24 protein-coding genes and 1 CRISPR repeat array are annotated in these 25,254 nt (G+C 68.3%); of the genes, 20 read left to right on the plus strand and 4 right to left on the minus strand.

Annotation, left to right across the window (positions count from 1 at the left end; genetic code table 11):
* Positions 1 to 12 precede the first annotated feature (12 nt).
* Complete coding sequence (locus K311_RS0106650; protein ID WP_026816663.1) at positions 13 to 486, plus strand: chemotaxis protein CheW; 474 nt, start codon at positions 13 to 15, stop codon at positions 484 to 486.
* Between the two features lie 169 nt (positions 487 to 655).
* Positions 656 to 1,552: an IS1595 family transposase gene (locus tag K311_RS0106655; RefSeq protein WP_026816664.1), complete on the plus strand. Its 897-nt coding sequence runs from the start codon at positions 656 to 658 to the stop codon at positions 1,550 to 1,552.
* A 385-nt stretch (positions 1,553 to 1,937) separates the two neighbouring features.
* On the opposite strand, the gene K311_RS0106665 is transcribed toward K311_RS0106655, so the two are convergent.
* The 3 genes from K311_RS0106665 to bioA all read right to left on the minus strand — a co-directional run bounded on the left by K311_RS0106665 (position 1,938) and on the right by bioA (position 4,821).
* The gene (locus tag K311_RS0106665) at positions 1,938 to 2,408 is read right to left on the minus strand and encodes a hypothetical protein (RefSeq protein WP_026816665.1); all 471 of its coding nucleotides are present in this window, start codon (positions 2,406 to 2,408) and stop codon (positions 1,938 to 1,940) included.
* 284 nt (positions 2,409 to 2,692) lie between these two features.
* On the minus strand, positions 2,693 to 3,424 hold the full coding sequence (locus K311_RS0106670) for a 16S rRNA (uracil(1498)-N(3))-methyltransferase (RefSeq protein WP_026816666.1): 732 nt from the start codon (positions 3,422 to 3,424) through the stop codon (positions 2,693 to 2,695).
* Between the two features lie 8 nt (positions 3,425 to 3,432).
* Positions 3,433 to 4,821 (minus strand): adenosylmethionine--8-amino-7-oxononanoate transaminase, encoded by a 1,389-nt coding sequence (gene bioA / locus K311_RS0106675; RefSeq protein WP_026816667.1) that lies wholly within the window; start codon positions 4,819 to 4,821, stop codon positions 3,433 to 3,435.
* 106 nt (positions 4,822 to 4,927) lie between these two features.
* Between bioA and nudE the strand changes: the two genes are divergently transcribed.
* The 4 genes from nudE to K311_RS0106695 all read left to right on the plus strand — a co-directional run bounded on the left by nudE (position 4,928) and on the right by K311_RS0106695 (position 7,687).
* Positions 4,928 to 5,473: an ADP compounds hydrolase NudE gene (nudE, locus tag K311_RS18815; protein WP_026816668.1), complete on the plus strand. Its 546-nt coding sequence runs from the start codon at positions 4,928 to 4,930 to the stop codon at positions 5,471 to 5,473.
* Positions 5,470 to 6,294, plus strand: coding sequence for a 3'(2'),5'-bisphosphate nucleotidase CysQ (cysQ, locus tag K311_RS18820; protein WP_281168213.1), 825 nt, complete (start codon positions 5,470 to 5,472; stop codon positions 6,292 to 6,294). Before nudE ends, cysQ begins: the two co-directional genes overlap by 4 nt.
* A gap of 15 nt (positions 6,295 to 6,309) precedes the next feature.
* Positions 6,310 to 7,176, plus strand: coding sequence for a nucleoside triphosphate pyrophosphohydrolase (gene mazG / locus K311_RS0106690; protein WP_026816669.1), 867 nt, complete (start codon positions 6,310 to 6,312; stop codon positions 7,174 to 7,176).
* A gap of 205 nt (positions 7,177 to 7,381) precedes the next feature.
* Positions 7,382 to 7,687 (plus strand): Mpo1-like protein, encoded by a 306-nt coding sequence (locus K311_RS0106695; protein ID WP_026816670.1) that lies wholly within the window; start codon positions 7,382 to 7,384, stop codon positions 7,685 to 7,687.
* Positions 7,688 to 7,813: 126 nt separating this feature from the next.
* Here K311_RS0106695 and K311_RS0106700 read toward each other — a convergent pair whose 3' ends face one another.
* Positions 7,814 to 8,161, minus strand: coding sequence for a DMT family protein (locus K311_RS0106700; protein WP_026816671.1), 348 nt, complete (start codon positions 8,159 to 8,161; stop codon positions 7,814 to 7,816).
* A gap of 150 nt (positions 8,162 to 8,311) precedes the next feature.
* Here K311_RS0106700 and K311_RS0106710 point away from each other — a divergent pair, with 150 nt between their 5' ends.
* From K311_RS0106710 to cas2e, 14 genes are all read left to right on the plus strand, one after another.
* Positions 8,312 to 9,025 (plus strand): response regulator transcription factor, encoded by a 714-nt coding sequence (locus K311_RS0106710; RefSeq protein WP_026816672.1) that lies wholly within the window; start codon positions 8,312 to 8,314, stop codon positions 9,023 to 9,025.
* 20 nt (positions 9,026 to 9,045) lie between these two features.
* Entirely contained in the window at positions 9,046 to 10,347 is a 1,302-nt protein-coding gene (locus K311_RS0106715) for a sensor histidine kinase (protein ID WP_026816673.1), read from the plus strand.
* Between the two features lie 172 nt (positions 10,348 to 10,519).
* Positions 10,520 to 12,013, plus strand: coding sequence for an efflux RND transporter periplasmic adaptor subunit (locus tag K311_RS15795; RefSeq protein ID WP_051239645.1), 1,494 nt, complete (start codon positions 10,520 to 10,522; stop codon positions 12,011 to 12,013).
* The gene (locus K311_RS15800; protein ID WP_043797855.1) at positions 12,010 to 12,729 is read left to right on the plus strand and encodes an ABC transporter ATP-binding protein; all 720 of its coding nucleotides are present in this window, start codon (positions 12,010 to 12,012) and stop codon (positions 12,727 to 12,729) included. The genes K311_RS15795 and K311_RS15800 overlap by 4 nt, the downstream gene beginning before the upstream one ends.
* The gene (locus K311_RS0106730; protein WP_026816674.1) at positions 12,726 to 14,021 is read left to right on the plus strand and encodes an ABC transporter permease; all 1,296 of its coding nucleotides are present in this window, start codon (positions 12,726 to 12,728) and stop codon (positions 14,019 to 14,021) included. The genes K311_RS15800 and K311_RS0106730 overlap by 4 nt, the downstream gene beginning before the upstream one ends.
* Before the next feature lie 91 nt (positions 14,022 to 14,112).
* Positions 14,113 to 15,219: an alpha/beta fold hydrolase gene (locus K311_RS0106735; protein WP_026816675.1), complete on the plus strand. Its 1,107-nt coding sequence runs from the start codon at positions 14,113 to 14,115 to the stop codon at positions 15,217 to 15,219.
* A 148-nt stretch (positions 15,220 to 15,367) separates the two neighbouring features.
* Positions 15,368 to 18,148, plus strand: a complete 2,781-nt coding sequence (gene cas3, locus K311_RS0106740) for a CRISPR-associated helicase Cas3' (RefSeq protein ID WP_154659473.1) — start codon at positions 15,368 to 15,370, stop codon at positions 18,146 to 18,148.
* A gap of 165 nt (positions 18,149 to 18,313) precedes the next feature.
* The gene (gene casA, locus K311_RS17580) at positions 18,314 to 19,930 is read left to right on the plus strand and encodes a type I-E CRISPR-associated protein Cse1/CasA (protein WP_051239648.1); all 1,617 of its coding nucleotides are present in this window, start codon (positions 18,314 to 18,316) and stop codon (positions 19,928 to 19,930) included.
* A 29-nt stretch (positions 19,931 to 19,959) separates the two neighbouring features.
* Positions 19,960 to 20,487: a type I-E CRISPR-associated protein Cse2/CasB gene (casB, locus tag K311_RS0106750; RefSeq protein ID WP_026816677.1), complete on the plus strand. Its 528-nt coding sequence runs from the start codon at positions 19,960 to 19,962 to the stop codon at positions 20,485 to 20,487.
* 32 nt (positions 20,488 to 20,519) lie between these two features.
* Positions 20,520 to 21,722 (plus strand): type I-E CRISPR-associated protein Cas7/Cse4/CasC, encoded by a 1,203-nt coding sequence (gene cas7e / locus K311_RS0106755; RefSeq protein WP_026816678.1) that lies wholly within the window; start codon positions 20,520 to 20,522, stop codon positions 21,720 to 21,722.
* Positions 21,723 to 21,727: 5 nt separating this feature from the next.
* Positions 21,728 to 22,504 carry a type I-E CRISPR-associated protein Cas5/CasD gene (gene cas5e, locus K311_RS17585; RefSeq protein WP_051239650.1) on the plus strand — a complete coding sequence of 259 codons (777 nt, stop codon included), beginning with the start codon at positions 21,728 to 21,730 and terminating at the stop codon, positions 22,502 to 22,504.
* Positions 22,501 to 23,187 carry a type I-E CRISPR-associated protein Cas6/Cse3/CasE gene (gene cas6e / locus K311_RS0106765; protein ID WP_026816679.1) on the plus strand — a complete coding sequence of 229 codons (687 nt, stop codon included), beginning with the start codon at positions 22,501 to 22,503 and terminating at the stop codon, positions 23,185 to 23,187. Before cas5e ends, cas6e begins: the two co-directional genes overlap by 4 nt.
* A gap of 7 nt (positions 23,188 to 23,194) precedes the next feature.
* Entirely contained in the window at positions 23,195 to 24,124 is a 930-nt protein-coding gene (gene cas1e, locus K311_RS0106770) for a type I-E CRISPR-associated endonuclease Cas1e (protein ID WP_245570632.1), read from the plus strand.
* On the plus strand, positions 24,121 to 24,420 hold the full coding sequence (gene cas2e / locus K311_RS0106775) for a type I-E CRISPR-associated endoribonuclease Cas2e (protein WP_026816681.1): 300 nt from the start codon (positions 24,121 to 24,123) through the stop codon (positions 24,418 to 24,420). Before cas1e ends, cas2e begins: the two co-directional genes overlap by 4 nt.
* Before the next feature lie 67 nt (positions 24,421 to 24,487).
* Positions 24,488 to 25,249: a CRISPR direct-repeat array (repeat unit 29 nt; unit sequence GTGTTCCCCGCGAGCGCGGGGATGATCCG).
* Positions 25,250 to 25,254: the final 5 nt, after the last annotated feature.

Below are 25,254 nucleotides of genomic sequence, written 5' to 3' on the forward strand. Positions count from 1 at the left end.
ACCGTACCGACCATGAATGCCCCCGCCCGTGACATCCGCGGCGTGCTGATCTCCGTCACCAGCGGCCGCCTGTTGCTGCCCAATGCCAGCGTCGCCGAGGTCATCACGTATTCGGAACCGGAAGCCGTGCAGAACGCCCCGGAATGGCTGCTGGGCCGCGTGCGCTGGCGCGGCTGGCGGCTGCCGCTGATCTCCTTCTCGCGGCTGGCCGACTGGTCGCACGAAGACGGCCATCTCGGCGCCAAGGTCGCGGTGCTGAAAGCGCTCGGCGGCAACCCGAAGCTGCCGTTCTTCGCGGTGCTGTCGCAGGGCTTCCCGCGCCTGGTCACGGTGTCCCGCACCGCTCTGGCCGAAGCGCACGAGATCAAGGAACTGCCACTCGGCGTGCACTCGCGCGTGTCCCTCAACGACGACCCGGCGGCGGTCCCCGACCTGATGTCGATCGAGCTCCTCATCCAGAAGGCGCTCGACCAGGTGGCCGCGTAGTTCCGCATTCGCGGAACTACCCCACGCTTTGCTGCGCAAAGCGCGGGCCCCAAGCTCATCACTTCCAATCCCCCGCGCCTTCGGCGCGCCCCCCTTACCAAGGGCGACTATATACTTGACAAACCCACGAGAGGGGCCGAAACTGGACCCACTCTAGGAGTTGCCAGTCATGACCGCCGACCTCTTTGCCCCGCACTTCCACGACGCTGATAAGGCTCGCGCGTATCTGGAAAAGCTGCGCTGGCCGAACGGCCCGGTTTGCCCGCATTGCGGGGTCGAAGGAGAGCACTACGCGCTGAAAGGCGCGGCGCATCGCCCGGGCCTGTGGAAGTGCAAGGACTGCCGCAAGCAGTTCTCTGTCACCGTGGGCACCGTATTCGAGAAGAGCAAGGTTCCGCTCAACAAGTGGCTGATGGTTGTGCATCTGATGTGCGCGAGCAAGAAGGCGATTTCTAGCCTTCAGATCTCGCGCATGATCGGCATCACGTACAAGTCCGCGTGGTTCATGACTCACCGCGTACGCGAGGCGATGAAGCCGGGAAACGCCGGCCTGATGGGCACCAACGGCGGCGTGGTCGAAGCCGACGAAACGTACTGGGGTACATCTAAGTCCAAGCCGGTGAACGCGCGCGGTTACGAGCACAAGATGAAGGTGGTTTCGCTGGTCGAACGCGGCGGCGAGAAGCGTTCGATCGTCGTGCCGAGTGTCAATTCGAAGACGCTTCGAGTCGTCCTTGAATCGAACGTGTGCAAGTCCGCCCATCTGATGACCGACGAGTTCGGCGGCTACAAGAAGCTGGGCAAGGAGTTCGCGTCCCATCGCTTCACGACGCATCAGTCCGGCCAGTACGCCGACGGCAACACGCACTCCAACACAGTCGAGTCGTCCTTCAGCCTGCTGAAGCGCGGCCTGATCGGCACCTTCCACCATGTGGGCGAGCAGCACCTTCAGCGGTACGTGACCGAGTTCGACTTCCGCTGGAACCATCGGAAGATTTCGGACCGGGAGCGTAGCGACAAGCTGCTGCAATCAGTTGCAGGAAAGAGGCTGACGTACCGTGCCTAAAAAGACGCCGGCACCGGCGAAGAAGCCGAAGATCGCGGCGGTGGAAGCGGCCCCGACCTTCGATCAGGTTCTGCTGAAGCTGTTGGGGACTCCTCCAACGCCCAATCCTGTCCCCAAGCGTAAGAAAAAACCCCCAAGCTCTTGAACTTGGGGGCTAATAGTGTACAAAGAGGCGTGCCCGCGGCGGGATTCGAACCCGCAATTGCCTAGTCAGCTTCGGTTTTAAAGACCGCTGCGTTTACCAATTTCGCCACACGGGCACAGGTTGTACAAAATGGTGGAGCAGAGGGGACTCGAACCCCCGGGCTGTACAGGTGGGTAGCCGACCGCCCGACCATCCTGCCCCACGAACCTCAGACGACCCCTTCGGGGGTCGTTTGTTTTTTCAAGCTAATGTCCAGCGATTACCGCTCACCAACGCGAACTCCTTTGAGCGCGACATGTGAGCGCTCAGATTATTCATCGGGACCTTGCCCGGGATTTTGATGTTCCTAGCCATCAGGGCGTCGTAAATCTCTCGAATCTTCATGGGGCGACCCGACGCCAGAATTTCGCGGACGCCGCGCATGATGATCTGGGTGCCCTCATTGGCCTTAGGGGCCTGAGGGGCGGGCGGCGGCGGAACCAGAGTATTCGCCGGCTTCACCCAAGGCGGCGCGATGGGCGCGGGCGGCGGCGGATCAGGGAAGAGCGTGGCTTGCGGCCGCACGCCGAAGGCGTCGAGCGCCGATTCCAGGCGCGCAAACAGCGCCCGGTCGATCACTTCGAGCTTGGTATTAATCTCCGCTGCCTGCCTCGCTAAAGCCTTGCGCTCAGCGATGAGGTCGGGGATGGAGCGGGTGTCGTTGTTGTCCATGACGCGAGCATATCCCATGACAGGAGCGCGTCACAGTTGTGTAATTTAACTAACGATCACGGCGTTTAAGTGGCGTTCAGCCCAACGCTTCCACCCGGATGGCCGGATGGGTTAGCAGTTGTGGGTTTGTCAGCTACATAATCGCCTTACCAAGGGGGGCTTTCCACCAGACGGATTCGTTCGATCGGGTGGAGGGGAAGTCGTGGGCGACGACTAACTCGTACCTCGTACGAACTACGAACTAGGCAGTCGACAACTAACTCGTACCTCGTACGAACTACGAACTAGTAGTCCCCATAGAGGGCGAGGAGGGCAGAGATCGCCGCGAGGCCGGCGGTCTCGGTGCGCAGCACGCGCGGGCCGAGGCGCAGGCCGGTGAAGCCGGCGGCGCGCAGCGTGTCCAGGTCGCGATCGGCGAGGCCACCCTCGGGGCCCACGGCGAGCGCGACGCTGGTGTCGGCGGCGAGGGCGAGGGCGCGTGGGCCGACGCCGTTGCGCGGGTCCAGCACCAGGCGATGGGTGGCGGTTTCGCTGCCGGCGTAGTGCGACAGCGGACGCGGTTCGGCGAGCTGCGGGATCGTCGCGCGGCCGCTCTGCTCGCAGGCGGCGACGATCACGCCGCGCCAGTGCGCCAGCCGCCTGGCGCCGCGCTCGGCGTCGAGCTTCACCTCGGTGCGCTCGGTGACCACCGGCACGATCGCGGCGACGCCGAGTTCGGTCGCCTTCTGCAGCACCAGGTCCATCTTCTCGCCGCGGGCGATGCCCTGGACGAGGGTGATGCGCAGCGGCGATTCGTTGTCGACGGCGATCCTGCCGGTGACTTCCGCCTCGGCGCCACGCTTGCCGGCCGCGGTCACGCGGGCGGGGTAGTCGTGGCCGTCGCCGTTGAACAGGCGCACCTCGTCGCCGACGGCCAGGCGCAGCACGCGCAGCAGGTGCTGGCTCGCGCTCTCCGGAAGGGTCACCGTGGCGCCGGGCGCCAGCGGGGCATCGACATGGCAGCGGATGGTGCGCATCGGGGGTCTCAGTCGGCGCAGGCGGCGGCGATCGCCGTCGTGGTGACGTCGGCGAGGTGTTGCAGTTCCTCCTCGCCGACGCAGTAGGGCGGCATCCAGTACAGGATGTCGCCGAGCGGACGCAGCACGACGCCGCGTTCGATCGCGTGCCGGTAGGCGCGCAGGCCGGCGCGGCGGCTGGCGGCGAAGGGCGCCCGCGTCGGGCGGTCGGCGACCAGTTCGATCGCCAGGATCATGCCGGTCTGCCGGACTTCGGCCACGTTCGGGTGATCGCGCAGCGGCGCCGCCAGTTCGGCCATGCGCGCGGCACGGCGAGCGTTGCCGGCGAGCACGTCGTCCTCGGCGAAGATGCCGAGCGAGGCCAGCGCGGCCGCGCAGCCGAGCGGGTTGCCGGTGTAGCTGTGCGAATGCAGGAACGCGCGCTCGCGCGAGTCGTCGAGGAAGGCTTCGTAGACCGCCGCGGTCGTCAGCACGGCCGACATCGGCAGGAAACCGCCGGTCAGGCCTTTCGACAGGCACAGGAAATCCGGGGCGATGCCGGCCTGCTCGCAGGCGAACAGCGTGCCGGTGCGGCCGAAGCCGACCGCGATCTCGTCGGCGATCAGGTGCACGCCGTGGGCGTCGCAGAGTTCGCGTGCGCGGCGCAGGTAGGCCGGGTGGTGCATGCGCATGCCGCCGGCGCACTGCACCAGCGGTTCCACGACGAGCGCGCTGATCTCGCCGGGGTGGGCCGCGAAAATCGCCGCCAGTTCATCGGCGCGGCGGTGCGCGCAGGCCTCGGCGGACTCGCCGGGCTCGGCCTCGTAGGCATCCGGGGAGGGCGCGAACAGCGGCTCCAGCAGCAGCGGCGCGTAGACGCGGCGGTACAGCGGGATGTCGGCCAGCGACAGCGCTCCGATGGTCTCGCCGTGGTAGCCGTTCGTGAGCGCGATGAAGCGGCTGCGGCGGGTGTCGCCGGCATTGCGATGGGCGTGGAAGCTCATCTTCAGCGCCACCTCGATCGCCGCCGAGCCGTTGTCGGCGTAGAACACGCGCGCCAGCGGCGGCCTGTCCGGCTGCCGCGGCGCCGCCGCGAGCAGGGCTTCGGCGAGCTTCAGCCCGGGCTCGTGCGAGAAGCCGGCGAAGATCACGTGCTCGAGTTCGCCGGCCTGGGCGGCGATCGCCGCGGCGATGCGCGGCTCGCCATGGCCGAACAGGTTGGTCCACCAGGAGCTGACCGCGTCGAGGTAGCGGCGGCCGTCGACACCCTCGAGCCAGGCGCCGCGGCCGCGCCGGATCGGCACCAGCGGCAGCGTGTCCGGGTGCTCCTTCATCTGCGTGCAGGGATGCCAGAGCACCGCGAGGTCGCGGTCGCGCCAGGCCCGGGCCTCGGCGAGGCGGCGTGCTGCGTCGTCCATGTGCGGATGATCCGCGCCGCGGCCGGCACTGTCCACGGCGGAAACGGCGCGTTCGCGGCTAGAATCGGGACATGCCTGCCTTCGACACGCGCCCGGGGTTGCGCCGCTGATGCGCCCGCTGCCGATCATCCATTCCCGCACGGAACACGTGGTGGACTCGCGCCGGGAGCTGCTCGACCTCGAGTTCGGCAACGGCGAGCGCCGCCGCTACCACCGCCTGGTCAGCAGTGGCCACGGCTCGGTGATCATCGCCGCGCTGCCCGATCCGGACACCGTACTGCTGGTGCGCGAATACTGCGCCGGCACCCAGCGCTACGAGCTCGGCCTGCCGAAGGGGCGGATGGACGCCGGCGAGGACCCGCTGGCCGCGGCCAACCGCGAACTCAAGGAAGAAGCCGGCTACGGCGCCCGCAAGCTGACCCGCCTGCGGGCGATCACCCAGGCGCCGGGCTACATGACCCACGAGATCCACCTCGTGCTGGCCGAAGACCTGTATCCCGAACGCCTGCCCGGCGACGAACCCGAGGAGCTCGAAGTGGTGCCCTGGAAACTCGACGAACTGCACGAGCTGATGCTGCGCGACGACTGCTCGGAAGGGCGCTCGCTGGCCGCGCTCTTCATCGTCCGCGAACTCGTGCGGAGGCGCGCTTGAGCGGCCTGCGCGAAGCCTGCGTCGGCCTGGCGCAGGCGGCCGGCGCGGCGATCATGCAGGTCTATGCGCGCGACTTCGACGTCGAGTTCAAGGACGACGCCTCGCCGCTGACCCAGGCCGACCTGGCCTCGCACCGCATCATCGTCGACGGCCTGCGCGCGCTGGCGCCGGACATCCCGGTACTCAGCGAGGAGGATGCCGACATCCCGTGGGAAACCCGCCGCCACTGGAAGCGGCACTGGCTGGTCGATCCGCTCGACGGCACCCGCGAGTTCGTCAAGAAGAACGGCGAGTTCACCGTCAACATCGCCCTCGTCGAGGACGGCCAGCCGGTGCTCGGCGTCGTCTACGCGCCGGTGTTCGACTACCTGTTGCATGCCGAACGCGGCGCCGGCGCCTTCCTGCGCCGCGATGGCGGCGATGTCGCGCTGTCGACCCGGCGGCCGGCGACCGCGCCGCTGCGGGTCGCCGCCAGCCGCTCGCACCTGGACCCGCGCACCGCCGCCGCGCTCGAGCGCATGGGCGAGACCGAGCGTCATGGCCTCGGTTCGTCGCTGAAGTTCTGCCGCATCGCCGAAGGCGTGATCGACGTCTATCCACGCTTCGGCCCGACCAGCGAATGGGACACCGCCGCCGCGCAGTGCGTGCTCGAGGCCGCCGGCGGTGTCGTGCTGCGGCTGGACGGCCAGCCGCTGGACTACGGGCGCAAGGAGAACATCCTCAATCCCGATTTCATCGCGCTGGGCGACGCCGCGTTGCCGTGGCGGGACTGGCTCGACCCCGACACCGGCGCCGCGGGCGCCGCCGCGGCCGGCGGCTGAGCGGGGACGGCGGCGATGGCACAGGTCGACGAACTGCTGGCGATCATGGCGCGGCTGCGCGATCCCGAGCGCGGCTGCCCCTGGGACGTCGCCCAGGATTTCTCGACGATCGCCCCGTACACGATCGAGGAAGCCTACGAGGTCGCCGACGCGATCCAGCGCGACGACATGCACGACCTGCGCGACGAACTCGGCGACCTGCTGCTGCAGGTCGTCTTCCACGCGCGGATGGCCGAGGAGGCCGGGCATTTCGCCTTCGCCGACGTGGTCGCCGCGATCGTCGACAAGATGCTGCGCCGGCATCCGCATGTCTTCGGTGACGAGGCGCGCGCCGAAAACGCCGAAGCCCAGCTCGCCGCCTGGGAAGACATCAAGCGCCGCGAGCGCGAATCCCGCCCCCCCGTAGGAGCGCCTTCAGGCGCGATCACTTCTTCTACTTCTTCCGCTCCCGACCCCAGCGCCCTCGCCGGCATCGCCCGCGGCCTGCCCGAATGGCAGCGCGCGGTGAAGCTGCAGAAGCGCGCCGCGACCGTCGGCTTCGACTGGCCCGGACCGGCGCCGGTGATCGCCAAGCTGCACGAGGAGATCGAGGAAGTGCGCGTCGAGTTCAATGCCGTCGCCGAAGCGCCGGACGACGCGGCTGCACGCGACCGTCTCGAAGACGAGCTCGGCGACGTCCTGTTCGTCGTCGCCAACCTCACCCGCCACGCGAAGGTCGATTTCGGCGCGGCGCTGCGCCGCGCCAACGCGAAGTTCGAACGCCGCTTCCGCCGCATGGAGCAGCTGGCGTCCGAGGACGGCGTGGCGCTGTCCGACCTCGACCTGGTCGCGCAGGACCGCTACTGGGACCGCGCCAAAGCCGAAGAAAAACACCCCCCGTAGGAGCGGCTTCAGCCGCGATCACCTCACCCCTGTAGGAGCGGCTTCAGCCGCGATCGCGTATGGCGCCGCATCCGGAAAGGCATCGCGGCTGAAGCCGCTCCTACGGGATGGCATCCGGGATGGCATCGGGGATGGCAGTCGCGACGGCACTCGACGCCGGCAGGGCTGTGAAGGCAGGATTCCGGCATCCGACGGAGAACCCGACATGCCCGGTCCCTTCGCCTCGTTCCGCGATTTCTACCCGTTCTATCTCGGCGAACACGCCAACCGGATCTGCCGCCGCCTGCACTTCACCGGAAGCTGCGTCGCGCTCGGTTTCATCGCCGCGGCGATCGTCACGCTCAACGCGTGGTGGCTGCTCGGTGCGCTGCTCAGCGGCTACGCCTTCGCCTGGGTTGGCCATTTCTTCTTCGAGCACAACCGGCCGGCGACCTTCAAACACCCCTTCTATTCCTTCGCCGGGGACTGGGTGATGTTCAGGGACATGCTCACGGGGCGCATCCCGTTCTGACTTGACAACGGGGGGTTAACAACTGGGGTCAGATTCCTTCGTTAAGTCGAACGCTGTCCGGCAGGATCCCGAGGGCCGTCACCCGCCTTAACGAAGGAATCTGACCCCAGTTGTTAACCCCCGTTGTCAGTCGAGGAAGATCAGGAACGCCGCGACGACGATCAGTACGAAGCCGGCGATGTGGTTCCACTTCAGCGGCTCGCCGAGGTACCAGACCGAGACGCCGGCGAACACCAGCAGGGTCAGGATCTCCTGGATGCCCTTGAGCTGCGGCGCCGAATACACCGCGTGGCCCATCCGGTTCGCGGGCACCTGCAGGCAGTACTCGAAGAAGGCGATGCCCCAGCTGGCCAGCACGACCAGCCACAGCGCGCTGCCCTTGAACTTCAGGTGCCCGTACCACGCGAACGTCATGAACACGTTGGCGACGAGCAGCAGCACGACCGGCACGACGTAGGCGGACAGGGCATTCATGGGAAGGCGACGCGGGCTGGGGAAAATCGCGCGAGCTTAGACCTTCCACGTGTCCCCGGGCAGGGGCTTCACACCCGTATCACCGTCCCGATGTGAAGGTTCACAAACCTGAAGCCCTCCCCCTCCACCCTGACACAGAAGGACTTTCCCATGCGTCGTGACGATCCCGCCGGTCTGATCCTCGTCGTCGAAGACAACCGCAACCTTTCCGAGATGGTCGGTGAATACCTGGAGTCGAAAGGCTTCGGCGTCGACTACGCCAGCGACGGCCTGGACGGCTACCGCCTGGCGGCCGAGAACAGCTACGACGTCATCGTGCTCGACCTGATGCTGCCCCGCCTGGACGGCCTCGAGGTCTGCCGCCGGCTGCGCTCGGAGGCCAAGAAGTCGACGCCGGTGCTGATGCTGACCGCCCGCGACACCCTCAACGACAAGGTCGTCGGCCTCGAGGCCGGTGCCGACGACTACCTGGTCAAGCCCTTCGCGATCCAGGAGCTCGAGGCCCGCGTCCGCGCCCTGATCCGCCGCGATCGTCGCCAGGTGAGCGCCGAAGTACTGAAGGTCGCCGACCTCGTGCTCGACACCGCCAGCCTGCGCGTGACCCGTGGGAACCAGGAGATCCAGCTGTCGCCGATCGGTCTGCGCCTGCTCGGCATCCTGATGCGCGAGTCGCCGCGCGTGGTCTCCCGCCGCGACATCGAGCGCGAGATCTGGGGCGACGGCCTGCCGGATTCCGATACCCTGCGCAGCCATCTGTACAACCTGCGCAAGGCCATCGATCGTCCGTTCGAGCGTCCGCTGCTGCATACCGTGCAGACGGCCGGCTATCGCATCGCCGACCTCGACGCGCCGCCGGCCGCCTGATCCACGACTAGACTCTCCGCATGCCGACCACGCGCCAGGGATTGCGCAGCAAGCTCCGTACCGCCTTCCTCTGGCAGGCGTCGGCGATCGCGATCGTCGCGATGCTGAGCGTGATCGCGGCGACGATACTGATGCGCGAGGTGCTGGTGCACCGCGCGCTGACCGAGGAGGTGGCCTACCTGCGCGAGCGGCTGGCCACCGACCCCGGCGCGGCCTTGCCCGACACCGCCCGTCTCGACGTCTGGTACGCGCGCAGCCCCGAGGAACGCGCGGCCTTCCCGGACTGGCTGCAGGCGCTGCCACCGGGCTACCACCCGCACGTGCCGCCCGGCAGTGACGTCGAATACCTGGTGCTGGTCGACGTCGGTGCCGACGGCAGCACGATCGCCGCGGCCTTCCATCCCGAAGTCGTCGACCGCCTGGCCTGGTGGCTCGGCGTGTCGCCGCTGGCGATCATGCTGATCGCGATGTGGGTGCTGGCCTGGCTGGCCTACCGCGCGACCCGTCGCGCGGTGGCGCCACTGGTCTGGCTCGCCGAGGTCGTGCAGCGCTGGGACCCGATGCGCCCGGAAACCAGCGTGCTGCATCCGCGCAACCTGCCGGAGGGCGTGGAGGGCGAGAGCCGCGTGCTGGCGAACTCGCTGCACGACTACGCCAGCCGCATCGGCGCCTTCATCGACCGCGAGCGCGACTTCACCCGCGACGCCTCGCACGAACTGCGCACGCCGCTGGCGGTGATCCGCGTCGCCGGCGACATGATGTCGGCCGATGCCGGGCTGTCGCCGATGGCGCGCCGCGCGCTGGCCCGCATCCAGGGCGCCGGCCGCGACATGGAGGCGCTGATCGAGGCGTTCCTGATCCTCGCGCGCGAAGGCGATACCGGACTGCCCGACGACGACTTCGCGGTCGGCGACATCCTCGACGAGGAAGTGCAGAAGGCCCGGGTGATGCTCGGCGCCAAGCCGGTCGCGCTGGAGCTGGTCAAGGACACCGACTTCCACCTGCGCGCGCCGGCGCGGGTACTCGCGGTGATCGTCGCGAACCTGTTGCGCAACGCCGTTCAGCACACCGACGAGGGCAGCATCACCGTGAGCCTGAAGCCCGGCCTCGTGACGATCGCCGACACCGGCGTCGGCATGAGCGCCGAGGAACTCAGCCACGCCTTCGATGCCGCCTGGCATTCGCTCGGCGGCCACGGTCGCGGTCTCGGCCTGTCGCTCGTGCGCCGGCTTTCCGGCCGCTACGGCTGGCAGGTGGGCCTGCAGAGCACGCCGGGCGAGGGCACGGTGGCGACCCTGGCGTTCCCGGAGAAGCAGAAGTAGGGGAAACAGGCGGCAGGACGTAGTGGGCGGCCGGGACCTTGCTTCCGCTACTTCTGCTTTCTTCGCCTCTCACTGCGTCTTCAGTGTCGTCAGCCGAAAATCCCCGGCCTCCCGTCAACCTTTCCGCACGTCGTGCGTTAAGGTCGGCACCCCGCGTCATTCCGGAGTTCAAATGCCCGCCGCCAAATCCGCGCGTACGCGCTTCCCCCTGATTCCCGTCGTCGTCGTGCTGGCCCTGCTGGCCGGCGGATGGTGGTGGTGGAGCCAGCGCGGCGCGTCGGCCACCGGTGCCTGGCGCACCGCGGCGGTGGAGCGTGGCGACGTGCGCGTGGTGATCTCGGCGACCGGCACGCTGCGCGCGACCACCACCGTCGACGTCGGCTCGCAGGTCAGCGGCCAGGTGCTCGAGGTGCTGGTCGACTTCAATGATCGTGTCGAGAAGGGCCAGCCGATCGCCCGCCTCGATCCGGCGCCGTTCCAGACCCGTTTGCAGCAGGCCGAGGCCGACCTCGCCAGCGCCCGCGCCTCGGTCAACGAAGCGCAGGCGACGCTGAAGAATGCCGAGGCCGATTACACCCGCAAGGCCGACCTCGTCGCCCGCCAGCTGATCGCCCGCAGCGAGGCCGACCAGGCCCTGGCCGCGCGTGACCAGGCGCGCGCCCGGGTGGTGTCCGCCCAGGCCGCGGTGCAGCAGCGGCTGGCGGCCGTGAGCAACGCCCGCCTCGACGTCGACTACACGACGATCCGTGCGCCGGTCGACGGCGTCGTGCTGCTGCGCCAGGTCGAGCCCGGCCAGACCGTCGCCGCCAGCTTCCAGACGCCGGTGCTGTTCCAGATCGCCGAGGACCTGGCGCAGATGCAGATCGACCTGAGCATCGACGAGGCCGACGTCGGCCAGATCCGCGAGGGTCTCGAGGTCGCGTTCACCGTCGATGCCTTCCCCGACCGGCAGTTCCACGGCGAGGTCAAGCAGGTGCGGCTGTCCGCGACCGCGACGTCGGGCGTCATCAGCTACCCGGTGGTCGTGATCGTCGACAACCCCGACTTCAGCCTGCTCCCGGGCATGACGGCCAGCGCCGAGATCGTCGTCAGCCAGCGCGAGAACTTGCTGCGGGTGCCGAATGCCGCGCTGCGCTTCACCCCGCCGGAAGACGTCGCCGCGGCGGCCGGGCAGGCCGGCGGCACCGGTGGCGGTCGCGGCGGCATGATGCAGGACCTGCCGCGCATCGCCGCGGAGCTGCAGTTGAACGCCGACCAGCAGGCCGCCTTCGACGCGGCGATGGCGCAGCTGCGCGAGCGCGCCGCTTCCCGCCAGGCGCCGCCGTCAAGCAGCGCGCCGGGCGGCATGGGCGGCATGCGCGGCCCCGGCGGTCCCGGCGCCGGCGGTCCCTCGCAGGAGGCGATGCGCGCGCGCATGGCCGAGGCGATGAACCGCAACTTCGCGCCGTTCCGCGCCACCCTGAGCCCCGATCAGCAGCAGCGCTGGGATGCCGCGCTGCGCGCCCAGGCCACCGCCCGCCGCGGCCTGCTCTGGGTGCTCGAGAACGGCCGCCTGAAGCCGGCGCCGGTACGCCTCGGCGCCTCCGACGGCACCGTCACCGAAGTCGACGGGGCGGTCGAGGAAGGCACCCGGGTCGTGACCGGCCAGGAGCGTCCGTCGGCATGAGCGCCGCGGTCCCGATCATCGACGCGGTCGACCTGACGAAGGTCTACAACGCCGGTACCGCCGGCGAAGTGCTGGCCCTGCGCGGCGTCGACCTGCGGGTCGAACGCGGCGAATTCCTGGCGATCATGGGCGCTTCGGGTTCCGGCAAGTCGACGATGATGAACCTGCTCGGCTGCCTCGATACCCCGACCGCCGGCAGCTACCGGCTCGACGGCGTCGACGTCGGCGGCCTCGACGCGACCGGTCTCGCGCGCCTGCGCCTGGAGAAGCTCGGCTTCGTGTTCCAGGGCTTCCACCTGCTGAGCCGGCAGAGCGCGCTGGAGAACGTGATGATGCCGCTGGCCTATGCCGGCGTGCCGGTGCACGAACGCGAACCGCGCGCGCTGGCCGCGCTGGCCGAGGTCGGCCTCGCCGAACGCGCCCGCCACAAGCCGAACGAACTCTCCGGCGGCCAGCAGCAGCGCGTGGCGATCGCCCGCGCGCTGATCAACGAACCGGCGCTGATCCTCGCCGACGAACCCACCGGCGCCCTCGATTCGCGCACCAGCGAGGAGATCATGGCGCTGTTCGAACGCCTGCAGGCCAGCGGCCGCACGGTCGTGATCATCACCCACGAACGGCCTGTAGCCGAACACGCCGACCGCATCGTCGTGATGCACGACGGCGAGCTGCACCCGGATGGCTGGGTGCCGCAGCACGCGGAGGCGACGGCATGACGCTCGGTGACGTGATGCGTTCGGCGGTGTCGTCGCTGCGCGGCAACTGGATGCGCAGCATCCTGACCGCGCTCGGCGTGATCATCGGCATCGCCGCGGTGATCGTGATGGTGTCGGTCGGCCAGGGCACGCAGAGCGAGCTCGACCAGATGATCTCGCGCCTGGGCTCGAACCGGCTCGAAGTGTTCTCGGCCGGCAGCCGCGGCCCGTCACCGGTGCGCGGCGCCGCCGGCAGCGGCGGCACCATCACCGATGACGACGCCGACGCGATCCGCAGCGAAATCCCGGAAGTGCAGTACGTCGCGATCCAGAACCGTGGCGGCGGCCAGGTGGTCTTCGCCGAGAACAACTGGTCCACCAGCTGGTACGGCGTCAACAGCGACTACTTCCCGGTCAACGACTGGAAGATGGGGCTCGGCGAGGAATTCAGCGCCCGCGACTACAGCAGCGCCGCGAAAGTGGTGATCCTCGGCGAAACCGTGCGCCGCGAGCTGTTCGGCAGCGACGACCCGATCGGCGCGACGATCCGCCTCGGCCGCGTGCCGCTGCGCGTGGTCGGCGTGCTGGCGCCGAAGGGGCAGGGCAGCTGGGGCCAGGACGCCGACGACGTGATCCTGGTGCCGATCGAAACCGGCCGCCGCCGCCTCGCGCCGGCCGCGAACACCACGCCGGCTTCGGCCACCGCTTCCGGCACGGCCGCCGCCGGCGCCTCGCAGCCGCGGCAGGCGCGTACCGTGCAGCAGATTTCGGTCGGCGTCACCCGCGCCGAGGACCTGGCCTACGTCGAGGATGAGATCGCCGCGCTGCTGCGCCAGCGCCACCGCATCCAGCCCGGCGCCGACGACGACTTCGCGGTGCGCAACATCGCCGAGATCGTCAGCACCCGCACCGAGACGACGCGGCTGATGTCGATCCTGCTCGGCGCGGTCGCCGGCATTTCGCTGATCGTCGGCGGCATCGGCATCATGAACATCATGCTGGTGTCGGTGACCGAGCGTATCCGCGAGATCGGCCTGCGCATGGCGGTCGGTGCCGGCCCGCGCGAGATCCAGCGGCAGTTCCTCGCCGAGGCGATGCTGATCTCGCTCGGCGGCGGCTTCATCGGCATCGCCCTCGGCGTCGGCGGTGCGCTGCTCGCCGCGAAGTTCGCGACGCTGCCGGTGAAACTCGATGCCCAGGTCGTACTGCTCGCGACCGGCTTCTCGGTCGCGACCGGCCTGTTCTTCGGCTTCTATCCGGCACGCAAGGCCGCGCGCCTCGACCCGATCGAAGCCCTCCGCCACCAGGGCTGAGCCCCTCCCGCTTTTTTTTGTAGGAGCGGCTTCAGCCGCGATCCCTCTCCCGACTGACTAGACTGGAGCCCTCCCCACCGGAGGGTCTCCGATGCGCCACATCGTTCTCCTGCTTCTACTCGCGACGCTGGCCGCCACCGCCACCGCCGCCGACTGCCCCACCGGCGCCGACGACGCCCGCGCCCGCGCCGTCATCGCCGACCTGCAGCGCATCGTCACCCCGAACGGCGTGCAGGAGACCTACGCGACGCCGATCGGTGGCGTCGAGCACTGGATCGACATCCGCGGCGAGGACCGCGACAACCCGGTGATCCTGTTCGTGCACGGCGGCCCGGCCTCGCCGGCGATGCCGAGCCACTGGCAGTTCCAGCGCGGCTGGGAGGAATTCTTCACCGTCGTGCACTACGACCAGCGCGGCGCCGGCAAGACCCATCGCAGCGCGGACGCGGATGCCGTCGCCGGCACGCTGGCGATCGACCGCTACGTGCAGGACGCGATCGCCATCGCCGAACACGTGCGCGAACGCCTCGGCAAAGAGAAGCTGATCCTGGTGGGCCACAGCTGGGGCACCGTCGTCGGGATGAAGGCGGCACTGGCGCGGCCCGACCTGTTCCATGCCTACGTCGGCATCGGCCAGGTGATCAACACGCGACTCAACGAGCGGCTGAGCTTCGAGTACGGCCTGCAGCGCGCACGCGCCGACGGCAACGCGACGGCGGTCGCCGAGCTCGAATCGATCGCGCCCTATCCCGGCGACCAGCCGATCACCCGCGACCGCATCATCGTCGCGCGCAAGTGGCCGCAGCATTACGGCGGCCTCAACGCCTACCGCGACGCCGAGCAGGACTACTACTACGGCGCCTCGCTGCTGTCGCCGGAATACGATTGCGCCGACCGCCGGGCCTTCTTCGCCGGCAACGTATTCACCCTGAACGAGGTGCTGGACGAATTCCTGACCGTCGACTTCCTGCCGGTCGAGCGCTTCCCGATCCCGGTGGTGATGTTCCTCGGCCGCCACGACTACACGACGCCGTCGGCGCCGACCGCGGAGTGGCTGGAGCGCGTGCAGGCGCCGCACAAGCGCGCGGTCTGGTTCGAGCACGCCGCGCACATGATTCCGTGGGAGGAGCCGGGGCACACGCTGGTGGCGCTGCTGGAGCACGTGCGGCCGCTGGCACAGGAATCGCCCACACGTTGAGCGCCGCCAGCACCTGTTGCCGCTGCTCTTGAACCCGGCACCGGCTGGGGGGGGGGGCTGGCGCGTGGCAGGTGCGTCGCCCTGCGACGGCCGATTGTTTCGCGTCGCGACGTGGGGTGGTTGCGGGAGATGTGAAGGAGAGCCTTCGGTGGACGACTTCAAGACCTACTGGGGAAAGTCGGCGCGTTGCGGGGAACAGCTACTCGATCATCCACTCGTCTTCCACAGTCTCGATGTCGCCGCCTGTGGCCGGCTCTATCTCGAGGCCAATCCAGCGTTGCTGCGCCGGCTGGCGTGCTGGCTCGGCATCGATGCCGATGCGGCGCTGAAGTTGCTGACGTTCGCTCTGGCCGTGCACGACATCGGCAAGTTCTCGGAGGCGTTCCAGTCGCGGCAGCCGGAGATCGTTCGACGGTGCTTCGCCGAGCCTTTGCCGCAGCGACTGGACGACGGGCTTCGCCATGACGGCATCGGACGGCTCTTCTTCGCCTGGCTCGTCTCGGAAGGACGACTACCCGGCGAGTTGAAGGGCGCCGACGTGGATGTCCTCGCCGTGATACTCGGGGCTTCTTTCGGGCACCACGGAAAGCCGGCGGCCGATCCCGGGACGGGCGCCCTGCATACGCAACTGAACGACCGGATGTCCCACCGGAGCAGGGAAGCAGCCTTCGAGTTCTTCGGCTGGTGTGCGTCGACATTCGCCTTCGGGAGATTGCCGGTCGGCCATGATGAAGGTGCGAACCTGGCGAGCTGGTGGATCGCAGGGCTGGCCGTGCTTGCCGATTGGATCGGTTCGAACACGACCTGGTTTCCGTACGCGACCGAGGACATGCGGCAGCTCCCGCTCGATCACTACTGGCAGGAGCACGCCCTGGTCCGGGCGCGGAAAGCATTGACCGAGACGGGCGTGCTCCGCGTGCCTCCCAAGCCGTATCTCGATGTCGTGACCCTGCTCCCCCGACTCTCCGCCTTTCCACTGCGTCCTGCGCAGGTGCTCGCGAGCGAGATCGCATTGCCCCCGGAGCCGCAGATCCTCGTGCTGGAGGACGCGACGGGGTCGGGAAAGACGGAGGCGGCGCTGATCCTCGCGGCGCGACTGATCGATGCCGGGTGCGCCGACGGCATGTTCATCGGCTTGCCCACGCAGGCGACGGCGGACCAGATCTACGAGCGGGTGCTCGCCGATATCCCCGGCTGGTTCCACGATCCCTCGATCGTCAGTTTCGTGCTCGCCCACAGCGCACGGGATCAGACGTTGGGGTTGTTGCGCCGGTTGGCCGCGGTCGACGATCAGTTGCGCGACGAAGCCGACACCGCGACGCTGGGCATGACCGAATGGCTGGCACAGGGGAACAAGCGCGCCCTGTTGGCGCAGATCGGCGTCGGTACGATCGACCAGATCCTGATGTCAGCATTGCGGGTCAAGCACCAGTCGCTGCGACTGCTGGGTCTGTTCGGGAAGGTGCTGCTGGTCGACGAAGTGCATTCGTTCGATCCGTACCTGCGCAAGCTGCTCCTGACCACGGTGGAGCTGCATGCCGCGGCCGGTGGCAGCACGATCCTGTTGTCCGCCACCTTGCCCTGCGACCTGCGCGTTCAGTTCCTGCGTACGCACGCGCGGGGTGTCGAACGGGGACTGAGGTGTTCGCGACCGGCATCCGCGCGCGTTCGGCGTCCGGTCGACTCCGGTGAAGGACCCCGGGTCGAGTCGACCAGCTACCCGCTGCTGACCCAGTGGGCGCCATCGATGCAGCGCTCGGTGGCCGAGTTTGCGTTCCCGGCGGCCGCCCACAGCGTTCGCTCGATCCCGGTCGACTATGTCGCAAGGCTGGAAGAAGTGCTGGCGCGCATCTCGCTCTGGCACGAGCGTGGCGATGCGGTCGTGTGGGTCCGCAATACCGTCGGCGACGCGATCGCCGCCTGGTCGCTGCTAGCGCAATGCTTCGGCGATGCCGCCTGCACCTTGTTCCATTCGCGGTTCGCCGCCGTGGACCGGCGCCGGATCCAGGATGGCGTCTTGCGCGGGCTCGGCCGGGACAGTGACGCCGGTATGCGCCGGGGGCGCATCGTCGTCGCCACCCAGGTGCTGCAGGAGAGCTTGGACATCGATGCGGACCAGATGGTCTGCGATCTCTGTCCGGCGGACGTGTTGCTGCAGCGGATGGGCCGCTGGCGCCGACACCCGCGCGACGACTCCGGCAACCGGTTGCCGGCAGGCGCGGCGGCGGATGGGCGCGCACCGTCGGCGGTCGTCGTTTTCGGTCCCGATCGCGATGCCGTTCCGGATTCGGCCTGGTACTCGCGGTTCTCCCGCGGCGGCGCACATGTCTACGCCGCGCACGGCGTCGTTCACCGAACCGCGCTGGCGATCGGAAACCGAATCGACCTGCCTGCGCAGTTCCGCACGCTGGTGGAGACCGTCTACGCGAAAGATGGGCCGGAGCTGCCCGAATGCTTGCGGACGGCGGAGGATCGGGCCTTGGGCACAGCCAGTGCACAGTCGGCGCACGCCGACAACAACGCGATCGACCTCGGCAAAGGATACGGGGGAGATCGATGGACCGCCGACGAGCGGATCGGTACCCGTTTGGGCGACAGCATCGAAGCGGTGCTGCTGCGGGTGACGGAGTCCGGCCTGGAGCCCTGGGCGTGCGGGCGATGCGATCCCGATGAGGACGTCTGGGAGCTGAGCGCGATCCGGGTGCCGGGCTTCTGGCTGGCTTCGTCGGAGTCGCCTCCAGTGATCGGCGATGCGCGGATCGCCGCCCTCGTCGAGAGCCTCACGCAGGCACGGCCGGCACTGCGGCACCGGCTCGTCATCCCATTGAGCACCGGGGAGGGCGGCGCCGCGACTTGCGAGTTCGCCGGCTCCTCCCGTCTGCGTCTCAGCTATTGCGACAGGCGCGGGTTATTCCGCTCTCCGGGCTGAATCCCCGCGGGATGCGGGGAACGATTACGACCAGACCGTACGGCCTCCGTCGGAGGATCCCTGCACGGGCAGGGAGCGGAGATGTTGACAGCGAACGTCGGTGGGCGTAAATCCTGCCTCAAGACCTGAGTGAATGGCATCCGTCTTTCGACGAGAGGAGGTCGAGTGAATCTGGTCAACGATCCGTGGATTCCGGTTCGCACTGCCAGCGGCCGGGAGCGCGTGATTTCCCCACTGGATCTAGTCGGGGAAGATCCGGTCGTCGACATCGCGGCGATCAGGCCCGATTTCGGCGCCGCCATCGTCCAGCTCCTGATCGGCATGGTGCAGTGGCTGGTGCCCCCGTCGGCCTCCGACTGGCGCGAAGTCGCGAGTGGTCGCCGGCTTCCTGACTTGGCGCGCTGGCGCGAGCTGGCCCCCTGTTTCGAATTCGACACGGGCGCCCGTCGCTTCATGCAGGACATGGCGCTCGGTGAAGCGGGCGACGAGGAGGACGATGTCTCCGCCCTCCTGCTCGATGCCCCCGGCGGAAACACGACCAGGAACAACGCCGACCTGTTCGTGAAGCGCAGTCCGGGGATGTGCCTGTCGCTGTCGCTGGCGGCGCAGGCCCTGTTGACGCTGCAGACCAATGCGCCGTCGGGTGGCAAGGGTCATCGCACGTCGCTGCGCGGCGGCGGCCCGCTGACGATGCTGCTGTGGCCAGCACGCATCGGCGGGGAGGCCGTGCCGCTGTGGCGGAAGCTCTGGCTCAACACGATCGTGATCGAGGAGGATCCGGAACCGCGGCCGGAAGTCATCTTCCCGTGGATGGCCGACAGCCTGACCAGCGAAGAAGGCAAGGACGTGCACGCCCAGTTGTCACCGCGGTCGCCGACTCGCCTGGAACTGACCCTGCTTTGCTATTTCGCCACGCCCCGCCGCATCCGCCTGCGCTTCTCCGAAGAACGCTGCTGCACGCTGAGTGGAGAGCGCGGGCCCTGCGCGGTCGGCATGCTGGCGCGCAATCTCGGCGCCAACTACCGCAGCGAACTCTTCCGGCATCCGCTGTCGCCGTATTACCGGGACAAGAACGGCGCTTGGTTGCCCCGGCACCTCGGCCCCACCGGTTTCACCTACGCCGATTGGGTGACGGCCCAGGCGGAGGATGACGCAAGTGCCCGTCCAGCGGTCCTGTCGACGGATCGGCTCGGTCTGGCCCTGGCACGCGAACTGCCGCCGGATGCCGTATGGGCCTTCGGGTTCGCCTTCGACAACATGAAGTGTCTGGCCTGGCACGAGACCCGGTTCCGCTACCTGGCGATCGAAGACTCCGAGCGTGCGGCGGGTGTGCTCGCGGAGGCCCAACATTGGATCGGGGCAGTCAAGTCGGTGCGCGACCTGCTGACCAGGCTCCTGCGCCAGGCGTGGGGAGCCGACAAGCCGAGTGGTACCAGCGTGGCCGAGCGCGAGCTGTACGCGGCTACCGAAAGCGACTTCTATGACCTGCTCGTCGAGCGCGCGGCGCTGGTCACCGATTCCGGGGAAGTGATCGTCGCCGCGCACCGCCGGATGCGCACGCAGTGGAAGGGGCGTCTGGTGCGGGCCGCGATGGATGTGTTCAGGCGTCACGCAGAGCGCGGCGATGCTGCGGAAATGTCCCTGCAGGCATTGAAACGCACCTCTCGCGCCCACGCGGAGCTGGCACGGGCGGTGCACTTCGGCCTCGACAAGGTCCTCGGTCTGGCGCCGGCAGACGAGAAGCGGGGACGCACCGGGAGCAAGCGGAGGACGGAAGCATGAGCAATGATCGGGAAGTTCTACGGACTGCGATGAAGCAGGCCATCCAGGCAATCGAAAGCAACGGCGCGCTGCGTTCCGCATTGCGACGCGCGGTACGCTGCGGCGATGCGGTCGGCCATCGGGCGGTGGACTCGTTCGGAGCTGAACTGCAGCGGCAGCTGCGCCCGCGACGACTGCCCGACGATGTCGCCGACGCGGGAATGATCCTCTTGGCCCAGTCCAAGGTCGACCGGACGTCCCCCGCGGTGGCGGAGGTTCCGCCGCCGGGGGAACTGGCGAGGCATCTGGGCGAACCCCTGGGCGGCGGCCCGGACGAGCCCCGGCGGCGGCTGTCCGCGCTCAGGTTCCAGCGCCTGCTGCGGGCCAGCGACAGCGACGATCGGCTGCAGTTGCTGCGCCGGGCCATGGCCCTGCTGCCCGCCAAGGTGCATCCGCTGTCCGTGCTCGAAGCCTGGCTCGACCTGCATGACGAAGGCGGCAGGCGGCGCTTCGCCCGCGCCTACTTCAACTCATCCACCGGCGATGCGCCGGCAACCTCCGACGACGTGTCGGCTTGATCCGAACTCCAACTCTCTCGGGAGCCATGACCATGAACGAACGCTTCCTGCAGTTGCACTTCCTGACTTCCTACGGGCCGTCCAACCTCAATCGCGACGATCTCGGAATGCCGAAGACGGCGATCTTCGGCAACGCCCCGCGCCTGCGCGTGTCCTCCCAGGCGCTGAAACGGGCGTGGCGAACCAGCGACGTCTTCGAAACGGCGCTCGCCGGCCATCTGGGTCGCAGGACCAAGAAGATCGGCGCGTTGGCGATGGAGGAGATGCTCAGGCATGGCCTGGACGAGAAGCTCGCCTTCGAGTGGTCGAAGCTGATCGCGCAGGCATTCGGCAAACTCAAGGAAGGTGACGGTGAGGAATCCGCCGACGGCGCCGAGGGCGGTTCGTCAGGGAAAGGCAGGAAGGGCAAGGCGAAGAAGGCGAGCAATGAAGTCGAAACGCTTGTCTTTCTGGGCCACGAGGAGGAACAGGCGGTGCTCGCATTGGCGAAGACGCTTGCGGAGAGCCGGAAGTCGCCGACGCCCGACCAGCTCAACCTGCTGCGCCGGGATAGCGCGACCGCGGACCTTGCGCTGTTCGGACGCATGTTGACCGCCGACAAGACGCGCAAGGAGGAAACGGCCGACCGCCCGCGCTTCAGCGTCGAAGGCGCGGCCCAGGTGGCGCACGCGATCACCGTGCACCGCGCCGTCCCGGAGGACGACTTCTTCACCGCCGTGGATGATCTGAACGCCGGCGACGAGACCGGTTCGGGACATCTGGGCGAGCTGGGCTTCGGGGCCGGCGTTTTCTACCTGTACGTCTGCGTAGATCGCCACCTTCTGGTCAAGAACCTCGGCGGCGACACGGCGTTGGCCGCGCGCACGTTGCAGGCACTGGCCGAAGCGGTCGCCTCGGTGGCCCCGAGCGGCAAGCAACGCAGCTTCGCCAGCAACGCGCGTGCCAGTTTCGGCCTGGCCGAGCTGGGTGACGAGACGCCACGCCAGTTGAGCGCGGCCTTCCTGAAACCGGTCGCCGAATCGTCGGATCTCGACGTCGCAAGCCGCGCGGTCGATGCCTTGGGCGAACTCGTTCGCCGATTCGACGCGGTTTACGGCTTCGAGGGGAGACGCCTGCACTTCAACGCCACGGTCGCCGACACCGAAGGTCTGGACATCGGCGTCGAGCCGGACAGTCGGCCGCGTTTCCGCCAGTTGATCGACTTCGTCGCATCTGGCCTCGGCGCCGCGGAGTGAGTGCCATGAACTGGCTGCTCTTCGAGCTGGCCGCGCCGCTGGCGAGTTTCGGCGGGGTGGCACCCGGCACCATCCGAGACACCGAGCTGTTGCCGACGCGTTCCGCGGTTCTCGGCCTGCTGGCGGCCGCCTGCGGCATAGAACGCGATGATGTCGACGGGCAGCGACGCCTCGGCGATGGACTGCTGATCGCCGCACGCGTCAATGCGGATGCCGCCCTGCTGCGTGATTTCCACTCCGCGCAGGCGCCACCGGAAGCCGCGCTGCGCGGGCGCCCGCGGCGAACCCGCCGGGACGAGCTTGCGGTGGCGAAGGATGATCTCAACGCAGTCCTCTCGGATCGCTATTACTACACCACCTATGCAGCCACGGTCGGCATCGCCTGCGAGGATGGCGGCAGGCTCGCGACGCTGGAGGCAGCCCTGCGTCGGCCCCGGTTCGTCCTGTACGCCGGGCGCAAGAGTTGCCCGCTGGCCTGGCCGCTCGACCCGCACCAGGTCGAAGCCGACGACTGGGCCCAAGCCCTGCAGCTGCACGAAGATCGTGCGATACCGCGCCTCGCCGAGTTCGGCCGCTTCGGCGTCGACCGCTGGCTGCGCAGTCGCGGCGGCAACTACACGCACGTCGGCGATGCCGGTGAGGGAGAAGGCAAGGGCGTCCTGCCGGGCGAGCTCGGCGGCATTGCGCATGTGGTCGTCCGCAGGGACGTGCCGGTGGACACCCGACGGCGATTGTTCAAGGAACGTCCGCAGTGGCGAATCGGACGGGAGTCGAAGCCATGAGCTGGTTCAGTCGAGTGACGATGACGGCGAGCACGCGTGAGGACAGGCGTCGCCTGCGCAGGCTCCATTCCGACCCGTACCAGCAGCATCAGGTCTTGTGGACCTTGTTCGCCCGCCCGCCGGGATCGCGGCAGCCGTTCCTGTTCCGGCAGCTGCTGGATGATGACGAGACGCTCCGGTTCCTTCTCGTGAGCGAGGATCGTCCTGCGGCAGGCGAGCCCGGTTGGCGCGTCGAAAGCAAGCCCTACTCCCCGCGCTGCGCCGAGGGGACGAGTTACACCTTCAATATCCGCGTCAACCCGACGCGTTCGGAAAAGTCCGGAGACGGACGGGGCAAGCGCCAGGATTACGTGATCTCGCGCCTGCACCAGCTCGGCGTCACCCACGACGAACGCGCCGCAGCGCGCCGGCGCATCATTCATGAGGAACTACCGTCGTGGCTTGCGCGGCGCGCCGCCGGAAGTGGCTTCGAACTCGGGCAATGTACGGTGGATCGCCATGACGTGCTCCGGGTGCGCAAGGATGTCCACGACGTCACCCTCGGCGTCGCCGAGTTCAGCGGGGTCCTGAAAGTGAGCGATCCCGAACGGTTCGCGAAAGTTCTCGTGGAAGGTCTCGGACACGGTCGCGGATTCGGCCTGGGATTGCTGCTGGTCAGACCCACCGCCAGCACCGACACCTGACGCCGGTATGACCTCCCCGTTACTGCCGCCGATCAAACCGCTGCCGATGAAGGATCGGATTTCGATGATCTTCATCCAGTACGGCCAGATCGACGTGCTCGACGGAGCCTTCGTTGTCGTCGACAAGTCGGGCGTGCGCAAGCACATCCCGGTGGGTTCGGTCGCCTGCCTGATGCTCGAGCCCGGGACGCGGGTGTCACACGCCGCGGTTCGCCTCGCGGCGCTAGTCGGGACCTTGCTCGTCTGGGTCGGCGAATCTGGCGTGCGCCTGTACGCGAGCGGACAGCCGGGCGGCGCCAGGGCGGATCGGCTTCTGTACCAGGCGCGACTCGCACTCGACGACGAGCTTCGCCTCAAGGTCGTCCGCCGGATGTACGAGGCCCGTTTCGGTGAGCCGGCACCAGCGCGGCGCAGCGTCGAGCAGTTGCGTGGCATCGAAGGTGCCCGTGTCCGCGAGACTTACAAGCTGCTGGCGCGCAAGTTCGGCGTTACCTGGCGAAGTCGGAACTACGACCGCGCGAAATGGGATGCGGCCGACATTCCCAATCGTTGCCTGTCGGCGGCCACGGCCTGCCTCTACGGAATCACCGAGGCGGCGGTGCTCGCTGCCGGCTATGCGCCGGCGGTGGGATTCATCCACACCGGCAAGCCGTTGTCCTTCGTTTACGACATGGCCGACCTGTTCAAGTTCGAAACGGTGGTTCCGGTCGCGTTCCGGGTAGCGGCGAAGACGCCGCGCGAGCCCGAACGCGAAGTCAGGCTGGCCTGCCGTGACTTGTTCCGGAGCGAGAAGCTCCTGCGGCGGATCATCCCGGCGATCGAAGACGTGCTCTCCGCCGGAGGTATCGACCCGCCGGAAGCGCCACCGGAATCCGTGCCACCGGCGATTCCCAATCCGGAGGCGATCGGGGAGGGCGGCCACCGGGTGCAGGGATGACGTTCCTGGTCGTCGTCACCGAGAACGTTCCACCCCGCCTGCGTGGCCGGCTGGCGCTTTGGCTGCTCGAGATCCGCGCCGGGGTCTACATCGGTGACGTCTCGAGGCGCACGCGCGAAATGATCTGGCAGCAGGTGTCTGAAGGCTGCGAGGAAGGCAATGCCGTCATGGCCTGGGCGAGTACCCACGAATCCGGTTACGAGTTCCAGACCGTAGGTCGCAACCGGCGCGTCCCGGTCGACTTCGATGGGCTCCGCCTGGTCGCATTCCAGCCGCCCGACGACGGCGCTCTTTGACAACCTGTGATTCGGTAGAATTTCCGGTGCGCGGTTTTACGCGTTGGAACAATGGTTTGCGTGAAGTGTGTTCCCCGCGAGCGCGGGGATGATCCGCTCGCGATGGACATGCTGCGCGACATCCGCGACGTGTTCCCCGCGAGCGCGGGGATGATCCGGACGACGACACGGACGGGATGGCGTGACGACCGTGTTCCCCGCGAGCGCGGGGATGATCCGGCCGCGGCGTGGAACCGCGCGTTCGGACGATTGTGTTCCCCGCGAGCGCGGGGATGATCCGAAAGAGGAGGCCGAAAAGGCAGCGAAGAAGGCGTGTTCCCCGCGAGCGCGGGGATGATCCGCTCGACCCGACGCTGGAGTTCCAGCGCGTCGGGTGTTCCCCGCGAGCGCGGGGATGATCCGGTGCACACCTTCGTCACCCAGACCATCGGCGAGTGTTCCCCGCGAGCGCGGGGATGATCCGCCGGTCGGGCCGCTGGTGATCGGCTTCGACCCGTGTTCCCCGCGAGCGCGGGGATGATCCGACGAAGTTCGCCACCTCGCCTTCGTTCTGGCGGTGTTCCCCGCGAGCGCGGGGATGATCCGATCGGCCCCACGCCAACCGGGTATTTCGTACTGTGTTCCCCGCGAGCGCGGGGATGATCCGCGTCCGCCTGGAGCGCGTCGTCGTCCGGGATCGTGTTCCCCGCGAGCGCGGGGATGATCCGCCGATCGTGGATGTAGGCCTGCGCCCGGTTGAGTGTTCCCCGCGAGCGCGGGGATGATCCGGCTGGAGCCTCGCCATTCGGCCAGACCCGCGAGTGTTCCCCGCGAGCGCGGGGATGATCCGGGCGG

The organism is Arenimonas composti TR7-09 = DSM 18010 (assembly GCF_000426365.1).
Classification (GTDB): Bacteria; Pseudomonadota; Gammaproteobacteria; order Xanthomonadales; family Xanthomonadaceae; genus Arenimonas; species Arenimonas composti.

Excerpts from the sequence above, each read along its gene's own strand:
- K311_RS0106650 (WP_026816663.1), top strand. The coding sequence starts at position 13 with ATGAATGCCCCCGCCCGTGACATCCGCGGCGTGCTGATCTCCGTCACC.
- K311_RS0106655 (WP_026816664.1), top strand. The coding sequence starts at position 656 with ATGACCGCCGACCTCTTTGCCCCGCACTTCCACGACGCTGATAAGGCT.
- K311_RS0106665 (WP_026816665.1), bottom strand. The coding sequence starts at position 2,408 with ATGGACAACAACGACACCCGCTCCATCCCCGACCTCATCGCTGAGCGC.
- K311_RS0106670 (WP_026816666.1), bottom strand. The coding sequence starts at position 3,424 with ATGCGCACCATCCGCTGCCATGTCGATGCCCCGCTGGCGCCCGGCGCC.
- bioA (WP_026816667.1), bottom strand. The coding sequence starts at position 4,821 with ATGGACGACGCAGCACGCCGCCTCGCCGAGGCCCGGGCCTGGCGCGAC.
- mazG (WP_026816669.1), top strand. The coding sequence starts at position 6,310 with ATGGCACAGGTCGACGAACTGCTGGCGATCATGGCGCGGCTGCGCGAT.
- K311_RS0106695 (WP_026816670.1), top strand. The coding sequence starts at position 7,382 with ATGCCCGGTCCCTTCGCCTCGTTCCGCGATTTCTACCCGTTCTATCTC.
- K311_RS0106700 (WP_026816671.1), bottom strand. The coding sequence starts at position 8,161 with ATGAATGCCCTGTCCGCCTACGTCGTGCCGGTCGTGCTGCTGCTCGTC.
- K311_RS0106710 (WP_026816672.1), top strand. The coding sequence starts at position 8,312 with ATGCGTCGTGACGATCCCGCCGGTCTGATCCTCGTCGTCGAAGACAAC.
- K311_RS0106715 (WP_026816673.1), top strand. The coding sequence starts at position 9,046 with ATGCCGACCACGCGCCAGGGATTGCGCAGCAAGCTCCGTACCGCCTTC.
- K311_RS15795 (WP_051239645.1), top strand. The coding sequence starts at position 10,520 with ATGCCCGCCGCCAAATCCGCGCGTACGCGCTTCCCCCTGATTCCCGTC.
- K311_RS15800 (WP_043797855.1), top strand. The coding sequence starts at position 12,010 with ATGAGCGCCGCGGTCCCGATCATCGACGCGGTCGACCTGACGAAGGTC.
- K311_RS0106730 (WP_026816674.1), top strand. The coding sequence starts at position 12,726 with ATGACGCTCGGTGACGTGATGCGTTCGGCGGTGTCGTCGCTGCGCGGC.
- K311_RS0106735 (WP_026816675.1), top strand. The coding sequence starts at position 14,113 with ATGCGCCACATCGTTCTCCTGCTTCTACTCGCGACGCTGGCCGCCACC.
- casB (WP_026816677.1), top strand. The coding sequence starts at position 19,960 with ATGAAGCAGGCCATCCAGGCAATCGAAAGCAACGGCGCGCTGCGTTCC.
- cas7e (WP_026816678.1), top strand. The coding sequence starts at position 20,520 with ATGAACGAACGCTTCCTGCAGTTGCACTTCCTGACTTCCTACGGGCCG.
- cas5e (WP_051239650.1), top strand. The coding sequence starts at position 21,728 with ATGAACTGGCTGCTCTTCGAGCTGGCCGCGCCGCTGGCGAGTTTCGGC.
- cas6e (WP_026816679.1), top strand. The coding sequence starts at position 22,501 with ATGAGCTGGTTCAGTCGAGTGACGATGACGGCGAGCACGCGTGAGGAC.
- cas1e (WP_245570632.1), top strand. The coding sequence starts at position 23,195 with ATGACCTCCCCGTTACTGCCGCCGATCAAACCGCTGCCGATGAAGGAT.
- cas2e (WP_026816681.1), top strand. The coding sequence starts at position 24,121 with ATGACGTTCCTGGTCGTCGTCACCGAGAACGTTCCACCCCGCCTGCGT.